Origin of the sequence: Edaphovirga cremea, assembly GCF_003332275.1 — a bacterium.
In the GTDB taxonomy this organism is placed as follows: domain Bacteria; phylum Pseudomonadota; class Gammaproteobacteria; order Enterobacterales; family Enterobacteriaceae; genus Edaphovirga; species Edaphovirga cremea.
Genome location: NZ_QOVA01000041.1, coordinates 1 through 13354, shown reverse-complemented (window position 1 = coordinate 13354; position 13354 = coordinate 1). Strand labels below are relative to the sequence as shown.

General features: G+C 53.1%; 3 protein-coding genes. 1 reads left to right on the top strand and 2 read right to left on the bottom strand.

Translation table 11 applies throughout. From position 1 onward, the window contains the following. Positions 1–196: 196 nt before the first annotated feature. Positions 197–2473, bottom strand: a complete 2277-nt coding sequence (katE, locus tag DRI82_RS23020) for a catalase HPII (RefSeq protein WP_114196224.1) — start codon at positions 2471–2473, stop codon at positions 197–199. A 525-nt stretch (positions 2474–2998) separates the two neighbouring features. On the opposite strand from katE, the gene DRI82_RS23015 reads away from it, so the two are divergent. Continuing rightward, the gene (locus tag DRI82_RS23015; protein ID WP_114196223.1) at positions 2999–11572 is read left to right on the top strand and encodes a GH36-type glycosyl hydrolase domain-containing protein; all 8574 of its coding nucleotides are present in this window, start codon (positions 2999–3001) and stop codon (positions 11570–11572) included. Positions 11573–11687: 115 nt separating this feature from the next. Here DRI82_RS23015 and DRI82_RS23010 read toward each other — a convergent pair whose 3' ends face one another. Next, positions 11688–12554, bottom strand: coding sequence for a nucleoside-specific channel-forming protein Tsx (locus DRI82_RS23010; protein WP_114196225.1), 867 nt, complete (start codon positions 12552–12554; stop codon positions 11688–11690). Positions 12555–13354: the final 800 nt, after the last annotated feature.

The window sequence follows — 13354 nt, the reverse complement described above, 5'->3', positions numbered from 1 at the left end:
TCTTGTTGAACGTTTGCAGTTGCCAGACCGCAAACTGTTTTAACAAATCAAAAGGGGTTTTTATAACTGGCTCAAAGCTGAAAGCTTTACGGAACCTCCAGCCTAGCTGGAGGTTTTCTGTGCACAATCAGAAAGGCCAGAATTCTGGCCTTTTTTACTCATTGTGACAAATGACTCATGTACTTTTCATCATTCGTCAGGCAGGTACAGATTGCGCTTTGGCACTGCGCGACCACACACGGTGCAAAACCATCGCCTCAAGGAAGTTTTTCAGTAATTCCCCTTCGGCCTTATCCCCTTCGGCCACGCCATCTTCAACCTGGTTGTCATCAATGGCCAGCAACTGTTTGAAGCGGCGCGCATCACCGCTCAGACCCAGTACCTTCAGATGTTTATAGGCTTCGAGCACGTAGTGGCGGCTGTCGCCACCGAGCAGCAATGCATCAATATTACCGTGAGGAACGATAACCGCATCGACAGAAATCGAAGGCGCACCTGCAAAGGTCGCATCCACCGGTAGGGTCGAACCGTCGTCGGCGACCACGTCACCCAAGTGGCTGGCGAGCAGTTTAGGGTGAACTCCCTCGGCTTTGAGGCCCTGAAGAATCGCCAATACATCGGCTGCATTGACCCCTTCGCTAAGTAGCACCGCAACCTGACGTCCTTTCAGTGAACCTTTGCCTGACGCATACAGACTCAGGGACGGATCCTTATCCAGACCGTTGACCGCTTTCGGTGGTGCGGTGTTCAACGCCTCTTCCGACAGGGTGATCCCCAGGTTTACCGCCACCTGTTTTGCCAGAGAGACATCAATTCGTGTCAGATGATCAACCACGCGTTCACGAATATAAGGCCGCGCAACTTTGCTTAGCTCGAATGAAAACGCCCCGACGATATGCTCTTGCTCAACGGGTGTTTGACTGAGCCAGAACAGGCGGGGATGAGCATAGAATTCGGCAAAGGATTCACTGCGCTCGCGGATCTTATGGCCGTCAATGCGTTCCGGATAGCTTTCAAAGCCACCGCGTGAGGGACCAGGAGGGGTTTCACGCGGCCAGTTATTGTTGATCGAGTTGGGTTCGTAGTTGGCCGGGTTGGTATCGACGTCCATCCGGTGCATACCGTCCCGCTGGAAGTTATGGTAGGGACAAACCGGACGATTGATCGGGATTTCGTGGAAGTTTGGTCCACCAAGGCGGCTGATTTGCGTGTCGGTATAGGAGAACAGACGCCCTTGCAACAACGGATCGTTACTGAAATCGATACCGGGTACGACGTGGCCAGGATGGAAGGCGACCTGTTCTGTTTCGGCAAAGAAGTTATCCGGGTTGCGATTCAGCACCATCTTGCCGACAATTTCTACCGGTACCAGTTGTTCCGGGATCAGCTTGGTGGGATCGAGCAGATCAAAATCGTACTTGAACTCGTCTTCTTCAGCAATCAACTGCACACCCAGTTCATACTCTGGGTAATCCCCGGCTTCGATGGCTTCCCACAGATCGCGGCGATGGAAGTCGGCATCTTTCCCGGCCAGTTTCTGCGCCTCATCCCAGAGTAATGATGCTTTGCCTGCCAGCGGTTTCCAATGGAAACGTACAAACGTTGATTTACCTTCTGCATTGATAAAACGGAACGTGTGGATACCAAAACCTTCCATCGTCCTGTAACTGCGCGGAATACCGCGATCGGACATCGCCCAAATCACATTATGCAACGTTTCAGGTTGCAGGGAGACATAATCCCAGAAGGTATCATGCGCGCTGCCGCCCTGGGGCATTTCATGATGGGGCTCGGGTTTTACCGCATGCACAAAATCCGGGAATTTATGCGCATCCTGAATGAAGAAGACCGGGGTATTGTTACCCACCAGATCGTAAATGCCTTCATCAGTATAGAATTTTGTCGCCCAGCCGCGGATATCACGCACCGTATCCGCTGACCCTTTCGAGCCTTGCACCGTGGAAAAACGCACATAGACCGGCGTTTTTTTATTGGGATCCTGCAGGAAGTCGGCTTTAGTCACCGCGGACAAACTCTTGTAGGGCTGGAAATAACCATGCGCCGCCGATCCGCGGGCATGCACGATACGCTCAGGAATGCGCTCATGGTCAAAATGGGTGATCTTTTCCCGCAGGATAAAATCTTCCAGAAGCGTAGGCCCACGACTGCCAGCGCGAAGCGAATTCTGATCGTCAGAGATTCGGGTTCCCTGATTGGTGGTCAGCGGTTGGTTTTCGCCATTTTTTCGCTGGGCGTCAAGCTGATCCAGCTTTTCGTTACGGTTCTCCGGGCTTTTAAGGCTACCAGGCGCCGTGGGCTCCTTGCCCGGCGGTGTGGGTTTGGGAGACGCCAGATGAGAATTATCAGCAGGCGCCAAATCACCCAGACCCGGTTTCACTGATTCACTTCCAGGCGCGGGTGATTTCTCAGCCTGATGTTTATTATTGGTTTTTTGTTCTTTCGGATTTGACATTGCACATCACTCCTCTAATGAGAAAATTACGAAGGTATGTCATGGCGACGCAGTAGGATCTCCATACAGGCATAAAAATTAACGATAAGAGTTAAGGGTTAACTATAGGACAAGATAGGGCGCTTAAGGCAAATTGGCAGAGAAAAGTAGGGGGGTTTTTACCTTCATGGCTATCGGTGACAAAATGTGCCATAGTGTTTTGACTGGAACTTTCTCTATATTCTAATAATTTTCCCTTTTCAAACCGTCATTGACGGTCATTTTTCTGGTTTCCTTTTCTGCTTTTTCTGCGCTGGTATTACCGGTGGTGATTCTGTTTTTCGGCTTGTTTTTCCCGGTTGGCCCCCGGTTCTCGCCTTATGATCGAAGCCCGCCAGGCTGGCCGGCAGCATTTCAGGTGCACTTGCACCTGTTCACTATTCGTCCAGGCAAAGCCCGCTTGCTGGGGGGCGTGCCCGTGATGAACTGTCCAATCTCTTGATCACGCCAGAGGAGTCGATTCGCGCTCCAGGCGGGAAGGTATCTATGACTCATAAATTTGGATCGCTGTTTCGACTCCGCGCTCCGTCGCCATTATGGAATGATAAGCGCCCCGTCAGGGATGAGCTGTTTGGTGCCGAGCGACTTGAGCAACACGCGCATACCCTGGCCTCGGCCCAACCTGTAACATCAACGCCTCCGAAAGTTACCTCTCTTCACGATCGTCTGAATGCCAACGCCAATGTGTTACTGGCGGCTTACCGTGACAGCGCCGCAGAACTTGAGAAAGGTCGCGATGTTGTGCCTGCCGCAGAATGGTTGCTGGATAATTACCATCTGGTTGCTGCGCAAATCCGTGAAATCCGCGAAGATCTGCCACCGCGTTATTATCGACAACTGCCGAAACTCGCCGAAGGCCCTTTTGCTGGATACCCGCGCGTACTGGGGTTGGCCTGGGGATATATCGCGCACACCGATAGCCATTTCGATCCCTATACGCTGAGACGTTTCATTAATTCCTACCAGAAGGTGCAGCCGCTGACGATTGGTGAGCTTTGGGCTGTCGCCATCACATTACGCATCGTGTTGATTGAAAATTTACGCCGTCTGGCCGATCAGATCACCGCTGGGCGTATTGCACGTGCTGAAGCTGAAGCGCTGGCGAATCGGTTACTGGCTTCAGGCGATGCACAAACGGCGTTGAGTAAAGACATTGTCACCCGTGATACGGGAGCGCTTTCGGTACCTTTTGCTGCCCAATTGATCAAGCGTCTGCGCGACCAGGATCCCCGGACCACACCTGCGTTGGGCTGGTTGGAAGATCGCCTGAGTGAGCAAGGCACCACCACAGAATTGGTTGTGCAGGAAGCCCAACAACGTCTCGGCGCATCAAACGTCAGCGTGCGCAACGTGATCACCAGTATGCGTATGATCTCGGATATCGATTGGGCCGAACTGTTTGAGGAAGTAAGTCTGGTCGATCACTGTTTGTCGGCGGGAAGCAATTTCAATGCGATGGATTTTCCCACGCGGAATTTATATCGCAGTGCCATTGAACAACTGGCGCGTGGCGCGCCCTGTACCGAAATAGAGATCGCCGAGAGAGTGGTGACAATGGCGGATGAGGCCGCTGAAGCTACGGATGATGAGGTGCTGAAAGAGCGGTTGGCCGATCCGGGTTATCACTTGATTACCGAAGGTCGTCTGGCGCTCGAAAAAAGCATTGGCTATCAACCGCCATTTTGGCTGCGCATGAACCGGCTGACGATGAGTGTGGGTATCGGTGGCTATGTCGGGGCGATTGTACTGGTAACGGCGTTGCTGTTGACCGCGGGTCTGGCGTGGCTGAACAGTAGCGCGATAACGGCCATTGGCCTGCTGGTTTTCGCGCTACTGGCAATTATCCCCCTTAGTGAAGCCGCAACCGCCCTGGTTAACCGGATGATCGCCTGGCGTTTTGGCGCGTCGCCCTTACCGGCGTTGGAACTGTTGGAAGGGGTGGCAACCAATCAGCGGACGCTGGTGGTGGTGCCATCGCTATTGATCTCCGAAGAGGAGATTATCGAGCAGGTGCGTCAGTTGGAAGTCCATTATCTGGGCGGGGCGAGTGGAGATCTCACGTTTGCTTTGCTCACCGACGGACTGGATGCCGACAGCGAAACACTCCCCGGCGACGCAGCGCTGATCGATACGGCGATAAAGGCGATTGATGCACTGAATCTCCAGTATGGTCCAGGCATCGCCGGAAAACGTTTCCTGTTGCTGCATCGTCGCAGGCAATTTAATCCGGCAGAGAATGTCTGGATGGGCTGGGAGCGCAAGCGCGGTAAGTTGCATGAACTGAATCGTCTGTTGCGGGGGGCGAAAGACACCAGCTACATGGCACTGAATCAGCAATTGCCCTGGGTTCCGGAATCTGTTCGCTACGTCATTACGCTGGATGCGGATACCCGCTTGCCGCGTGATGTGGCGCTGAAATTGATCGGGAAAATGTCGCACCCGCTAAATCGCCCAATGTGGGATGAAAAACGCGAGCGCATTATTGAAGGTTATGCCATTTTGCAGCCACGTATCACCCCGTCGCTGCCAATTGGCCGGGAAGGCTCAATCTATCAACGGATTTTCTCCGGCCCTGGCGGTATGGATCCCTATGCGGCAGCGGTTTCTGATGTCTATCAGGATCTGTTCGGTGAAGGTTCGTATACCGGGAAGGGAATCTATGACGTCGATGCGTTCGAGCAGGCCCTGCACGATCGCATTCCACCCAATACCTTATTGAGCCACGATCTGTTCGAAGGGGTGTTTGCCCGCGCCGGGCTGGCCTCGGACGTGGAAGTGGTTGAATCCTCTCCCGCCCGCTATGACGTGATCGCCAAACGTCAGCACCGCTGGACGCGCGGCGACTGGCAACTGCTGCCGTGGATCCTCGGTGTTCGTAAAAAGAGTGGCATTTTACCCTGCGTTGGCCGTTGGAAAATGGTCGACAACCTGCGTCGCTCATTGTTGGCGGTCACCTGCCTGCTGATGCTGATTTGCAGTTGGTTACTGCCGTTGCCACTGGCGCTGAAAGGCAGTGCGCTGGTGTTGCTGGCGATTGCCGTTCCCGTCTATTTACCGTCTTTCTGGGCTTTCTTCCCTAAATTTTTCGCCTGGGCGACTCATCAGAAACATGTGCGTTTTGGTAATCCGCTGCAAACCCTATGGGAAGATGTCACGTTGTCTTCCGCTCAAATCGCGCTGATGGTGACATTCCTGGCGGATTGGACATGGCGTATGTTGGATGCCATTGGCCGAACGCTGGTCAGGCTGACGATCACCCACAAGCGGATGTTGGAATGGACCACTGCCGCGCAAACGTCGGGGAGCCCGCGGCCTGGGTTAAGCGGGTATTACCGGCAGATGCTGCCCGGTATGCTGCTTGGTCTGTTGCTCGGCAGCGGAGCGTTGTTTGTGCAGCCAGGCAACTGGCCGTTGATCACACCGGTTGTCCTGCTCTGGCTGTTTGCACCGTTAGTCGCATGGTGGACCAGCCGTGAACCCAAGGTCGCGGTACATGATGATGTTTCTGATGAGGATGCGCAGGAACTGCGGTTGATTGGCCGCCGCACCTGGCGTTTTTTTGAGACGTTCGTGACACCCGCGGAAAACTATTTGCCGCCAGATAATTTTCAGGAACAACCCAGACCGATCGTGGCACACCGGACTTCGCCGACCAACATGGGGTTGTATCTCTTGTCTGCCGTTACTGCCCGTGATTTTGGCTGGGCAGGGACGTTACAGACGATTGAACGACTGGAAAACACCTTGGCGAGCATGGAGAAACTGCAACGCTTCAACGGTCATTTCCTCAATTGGTATGCGACGCAGACCTGTGATGCTCTGATGCCAGCCTATGTCTCTTCCGTGGACAGCGGCAATTTGGCCGGGCATCTGATTGCATTGGCGAATGCGTGCGAGGAGTGGAAGGACAGCGAACCCGCTCCACTGCAACCCGCGATGACCGATCACCTGATTCTGATTCAACAGGCATTGTTGGAGCATACCGGCAGTCATGCAGAAGCCTTTACTGAACTGCTGGCTGAAATCGAAACGCTGATGGTAGGGGCGCAAAACAGAGTTGCCCTGCTGCCTTCGCTCAAGCGATTGGTTGAGAAAGCCCAGCGTCAGGCAAGTGCCATGTTGCCATTAATGGAAAATGAACCCACGCCTGAACTGCTCTATTGGATTGCTGCACTGAAAAATATGCTGACGGGATTGCTGGAGGATGTATCGCTCTCTGACAGAGAGATCCAGGAGCGAAATCGCCGTGTGGAGGTGATTGCAGGCACTGCGCGTGATATGGCCATGACGATGAATTTCCGTTTTCTGGTCGACCCGGAACGTAAGCTGCTTTCCATTGGATACTCACTGGCTGAAAATCAGCTCGACAGCAGTTGTTACGACCTGCTGGCCTCCGAGGCCCGTTTGGCCAGCCTGTTTGCCATCGCCAAAGGCGATATCAGCACCCGTCACTGGTTCCGCCTGGGGCGCACGGCAACACGGTTGGGAAAAGGATCGGCATTAATTTCCTGGTCAGGATCGATGTTTGAATATCTGATGCCGTCACTGGTGATGCGAGCCCCGGCAGGCAGCCTTCTTGAACAGACCAACCGACGGGTAGTGGCCCATCAACAGGCTTATGGTCATTCGTTGGGTATTCCGTGGGGCGTGTCCGAGTCTGCGTATAACGCCCGTGATATGGAATTCACCTATCAATATTCCAACTTTGGTGTGCCGGGACTCGGTCTGAAACGTGGTCTGGCAGAAAATATTGTTATCGCCCCTTATGCCACAGGTCTGGCAACCATGGTCGATCCGCAGGGGGCGGCGAAGAATTACCGCAAACTGACAGAAATAGGTGCGGCAGGTGTTTTCGGCTTTTTCGAAGCACTGGATTTTACCCGCAGCCGCCTGCCAGAGAATGAATCAGTGGCGATCGTCCGCAGTTATATGGCGCACCATCAGGGCATGACGCTGGTGGCGATTGCCAACACCTTGCTTGACGGACGGATGCGCAGCCGCTTTCATCGCGAAGCGATCATTCAGGCCAGTGAGTTACTTTTGCAAGAATGTGTGCCGACCAACGCACCCTTTGCACCGCCACCTTCTGAAGAGGTCAAAGCCGCCGCAATTGGCCGCAACGAAACCGCGATCCTGCGCCGTTTTACCTTTACACCACCGGGCGCACCCGTCACTCATTTGCTGTCCAATGGCCGTTACGCCGTCATGTTAACCACCTCGGGTGCGGGATATAGCCGTTGGCGGGATATCGCCGTGACCCGCTGGCGGGAAGACAGTACCCGTGATGATTGGGGTTCCTTCATTTTACTGCGCGATCTGCGCAGTGGGCGGATTTGGTCAGCGGGCGCGCAAACGCCGGTCGCCAACGCCAGTCCGGGTGATTTCAACCAGACGCAGACCACGCACAGTCTCTTGCCGCGCCGACGCGCAAACAACAGTGACGTCGTTTTTGGTGAAGACCATGCGGCGTTCATTCGCCGTGAAGGGACGCTCACCACCACCATGGAAGTGTTGGTATCCGGTGAGGATGATGGCGAAGTCCGTCGAGTCACCCTGACCAACAGTGGTCGTCGCGCGCGTGAAGTGGATCTGACCTCTTATGCGGAAGTCGTACTGACATCAACCAGTGCGGATACGGCACATACTGCGTTTTCACGGCTGTTTGTACAGACTGAATACTTACCCGAGTTTGCCGCGCTGATTGCCAGTCGCCGGACCCGTACACCCCAGGAGAAACCCGTTTGGGCGGGTCACTTTACGGTAGTCGAAGGTCAGGGGATAGGTGATGTGCAATATGAAACCGATCGTTCGCGCTTTATTGGCCATGGACGTTCGGCAACCGGTGCAGATGCGATAACGCAACATCTGCCGCTTTCCAATACGGTGGGCACCGTGCTGGATCCGATTTTCTCACTGCGTCGGCGACTCAAGATAGCACCGGGAAAAACCATACGCGTGTCGTTCTGGACGCTGGTCGCCTCTTCGCGCAATGAGTTGCTGGAATTGATCGACAAACACCACGATCGCAGCTCATTTGGCCGTGCCAAGACGCTGGCCTGGACACAGGCGCAAGTACAGTTGCGCCATCTCGATGTGAAAGCGGAAGAGGCGGCGGATTTCCAACGTCTGGCGGCGGCGGTTATTTACGCTGATTCACGCTTTCGTGCACCGTCTGACGCCATTATTAATGGCGCAGGTTTGCAATCAAGTCTCTGGCCGCTATCGATATCGGGTGATTTACCGATTGTTTTGCTGCGAATCGACGACATTCAGGACATTGCGCAGGTGCGGCAGTTGCTTCGCGCCCATGAATATTGGCGCATGAAATTACTGAGTGCCGATCTGGTGATTATCAACGAACGTTCGTCGTCCTATATTCAGGATTTGCAGATAGCCATCGAAACCGCGGTGCGCAGTAGTCAGTCAAGACCACGCTTCGGCGGTGATACCACAGAAGGTAAAGTTTACACGTTGCGCGCCGATCTCATGACCAGCGAGTCACGTGCTCTGCTGCGATCGGTGGCGCGGGTAGCGCTCATTGCCCGTCGTGGCCCGATTGCAGCGCAACTGGGATTGATGCCTTCCCCTGAAAAACAAGTGACAGCGTCACTTCCAGTTATCACGGGGCGGCCTGCCGCAACCGAAGTGCCTGCGGATCTGGAATTTTTCAACGGGTTAGGCGGCTTTGATAAACAAGGGCAGGAGTATGTCACCGTACTTGATGCGCGCAACGCGACACCGGCACCCTGGATCAATGTCATTGCCAATCCTGAATTTGGCTTTCAGGTGTCCGCGCAGGGCAGCGGCTATACCTGGGCTGAAAACAGTCGTGAAAATCAAATTACGCCGTGGGGCAACGATCCGGTTGTCGATGCAGGTGGCGAAGCCTTGTATGTATTCGATAAGGATTCCGGCGTGCTGTGGAGTCCTACGGCGCAACCCATCCATGATGGCGGTTGTTACATCGCCCGCCATGGCTTTGGTTACAGCCATTTTGCCCATAAGGCCAATGATGTCAGCCTTGAGTTGTTGCAATATATTCCACTGACCGAGCCGATTAAAATTTCCCGGCTGACTTTGCATAACCATTCCACGGTCACCCGAACGCTGACGATTACTGCCTACGCAGAGTGGGTGCTGGGCACGTCCCGCTCCAGTTCGTCGCCTTACATTATCACTTCTCTGGATGAGGAAACCGGCGCTCTGCTGGCGCGCAATCCATGGGCAGGAAATTTCCCGGGACGGGTGGCGTTTTCAGATCTGCGAGGTCTTCAAACTGCTTATACCTCCGATCGAACCGAATTCCTGGGGCGTAACGGCAGCATGAATGCGCCAGCGGCGTTACTGAGCAGTACGCCGCTACAGGGTTACAACGGTGCCGGACGCGATCCTTGTGCCGTATTGCAAACGGAACTGACACTGGCCGCCGGAGAGCGCGCCGAGATTGTGTGGCTGTTCGGCGAATCGATCAATGAGGAAGCATCTCGTGCATTAATCGCCAAGTACCGTTTGGCGGATCTTGATCAGGTACTGGAGGAGGTCAAAGCCCATTGGCGCGATGTCCTCGGTGCCGTGCAGGTGAAAACGCCTGACCGGGCCATGGATATCATGCTTAACGGTTGGTTGCTGTACCAGACCCGGGCATGCAGGATCCAGGCGCGTTGCGGTTTTTATCAGGCCAGCGGTGCATACGGTTTCCGCGATCAACTGCAAGATGGCATGGCGTTGACCTTCTCCCGGCCACAAGATACCCGGGAGCATCTGTTGCGCGCAGCCGGTCGCCAATTCCCGCAGGGTGATGTCCAGCATTGGTGGTTGCCGCACACCGGGCAAGGAGTACGTACCCGTATTTCTGACGATCGGGTCTGGCTGTCATTTGCCACTGCCACCTATATCCATTGTTCTCACGACGAGGAAGTGCTTGAACAACAAGTGCCTTTCCTCGATGGTCCACGACTCACGGACGAGGAGGATGATGCATTTTTCCAACCCATGCGCTCTGATGAAAGCGCAACATTGTTTGAGCATTGCGCCAGAGGGTTGGATCAATGCGTGGAATTGACCGGTCAGCATGGTTTACCGTTAATCGGCAGCGGCGACTGGAACGACGGTATGAACCGCGTCGGCGAAGGTGGCAAGGGTGAAAGTGTCTGGCTGGGTTGGTTGTGGATCCGCACGATAGCTCTGTTTGCGCCACTGGCGGAGACGCGCGATCCTGAACGCGCGGCCCGCTGGCGCAAACATGCCGAGTCGGTACGCCAGGCGATCGAGCAAAAAGCCTGGGACGGTGCCTGGTACCGGCGTGCAACGTTTGACGATGGCAATTGGCTGGGCAGCAGCGCAAACGACGAGTGCAGGATCGATGCCATTGCACAATCCTGGTCGGTATTGTCGGGCGCAGCCAATCCCGAACGGGCGGCAATGGCAATGGCATCACTGGAAGAGATGCTGATTCGCTGGGATGATGGGCTGGCGCTGTTATTTACTCCGCCATTCGATAAGACAGCCCACGATCCGGGTTATATCAAAGGCTATCCACCGGGTTTGCGTGAAAACGGCGGTCAATATACCCACGCGGCCATGTGGTCGATTCTGGCGTTTGTTGAGCTGGGGATGGGCAGCAAAGCGTGGGATCTTTTCGCGTTGCTCAACCCCATCAACCATGCACGCACATCGCAGCAGGTGGGGCGCTACAAAGTCGAACCTTACGTGATTGCTGCCGATGTGTATTCTGTTACGCCGCACGATGGCCGCGGTGGTTGGACATGGTATACCGGTTCCGCAGGCTGGATGTACCGTGCCGGTGTCGAAGGGATTCTAGGCATCAGTCGACGGGGTAATATTTTGCACATCAATCCGTGTCTTCCACCGGCATGGCCGGGTTTTGAGGCAACGATCAACGTTGAAGGCACGCAATACGCGATTATCGTTGAGAACAATACCCATAAAGGGACGGGCGAGAAGCAGGTCATGCTGAATGGTGTGGTTGTTGATTCGCAAGGAAAGGGGATTGAAGTCACTCTGGACGGCGGAACGCACAATCTGCTGATCTGCATTTGATATTGTTGTTCAAATCGTAAGGCAGTGAATTATTAATTCACTGCCTTTATTTATGCACAACCTTTATTATTTCACGGCCAATGAAGGAAATATAATTGGGAGGAACATTCTTTTATTAGAAATTATACCCAACAACCAAATAATAACCCCATCCGGTCGATTTCACCTCAAACGGGCCTTTGCCAAAATCAAGCTCGGCACCGTCCGTCCATTGACCCCCATTGTGGAAATAACGGGCAACAAATGAGTAATGCCAGTGATCATAAGACAACGCCAGAATATGGCTGGAGGCAATCGAATTGCTGGTGCGTGCCGGGCCATCTTTCTCACGCAGATCGGAGTCAAAATCGAAATTGGTGAAGCCAATATAACTCAAATTCCCTCCCCAAACGCTGGTAAGAGGGTAGAAATACTTCACTTTGAAACGGTAACCGTCCCAGCTGTTCTCATTGCCTGCACCATAGTTCTGCCACTGGTATTTGGCATAGATATTTGCGGATAACGCCAGCGATGTGCCCGTATCAATATCCGTACCTAAACCCATATACCAGGTGCTCTGGCGTGAGGCACTGTTTTGTCCCTGATCGTAAATATAGTTATTGGCGAAATACCACTCTTTAAACGGACCAAAACTCAAATCGCTGTTGGTCAGTTTATCAATGGAGAAGCGGGGTTCGATTTCCATGAATAACGGCGATCCATTGTCCCAGATCCCTCGATCCGTACTGTTACCTACACCAAAGAACTTAGGCACGTCCACGTAGCCATAGAAATCAAACCAATCCTTGTGCGCCATTGCCTCATATTCGAGGTAAACGTCGTTGTTTCTTTGCGGTCCAAAACGGGTGTTGTAACTGCCAACCACATTAACGCTTTGATGCCACCAATCTGAAACAAATTGGCTATTAGTCTCTTCCGCCAGAGAAGGAATACTGTATGACAAAGCAACCAATGCACCTGCTGCTAAAACTGTTTTTTTCATTTTATACCACATGCTTTAAGGGGCGACTCCTCGTCACAAGGAGCGGATTATTTTATGAACGACCTTCAGACGATTCAGGACAACCGCGTGAAGGCGAGCATTATAGAAATCATTGGAATGAATTTTCTGTGATCATTTATACATTCCATGAATACGTAATCGATTGCGTTCTCGTTTGTGATAATAAATTTCATAATGATTCATAATATTTGTGATTTTCATTGGAAAAAAGTGGTGAAAATAGTCATTTGGTTGATTTTTGAACATGGCGGAGAGGGGGCAGAGCAAGCCTGTTGGCTGAGGGTTTTCCATTTAAAACTTAGAGGCAAATGCGGGCCTGCACCCGTTTTAAAAACATGCTCGGAGCAGGTTTCGGTTGGTATGAGTTTGATATTTGTGCCTTTTAAAAGATAGCTTTGCTGGTTAGATGCCTACGCTATGATGTTGTTCTTCTAGTGTGAAGATCGGCATCTAAGCAAGGGGTGAAGCGCACCCCTTGCATCCACGCTTTACGCAGCATGAATTGCCCACTGCGTGGGTGCCTTCGGTTGTCATGCTGGACTTGAACTCTCAAGGGGCTGGTTTTTAGAAGAGGCTCGGAGCAGGTTTCGGTTGATATCAGAGTGATATTTGTGACTTTCAAAATATAGCTTTGCTGGTTGAACGCTCAAGTTATGTTGTTGTTCTTTAAGTATTATGTTTGGCGTTCAAGATACCGTCTTGTCACCTTAGTTGGCAAGACGGATTTCTGCATTGAATTTCATTCCTGACTTCAATACTCCATAGGCCAATTGCAAGAG

Bases quoted from the DNA above. Each gene is read 5' to 3' on its own strand.
- DRI82_RS23010 (WP_114196225.1), bottom strand. From the start codon at position 12,554: ATGAAAAAAACAGTTTTAGCAGCAGGTGCATTGGTTGCTTTGTCATAC.
- DRI82_RS23015 (WP_114196223.1), top strand. From the start codon at position 2,999: ATGACTCATAAATTTGGATCGCTGTTTCGACTCCGCGCTCCGTCGCCA.
- katE (WP_114196224.1), bottom strand. From the start codon at position 2,473: ATGTCAAATCCGAAAGAACAAAAAACCAATAATAAACATCAGGCTGAG.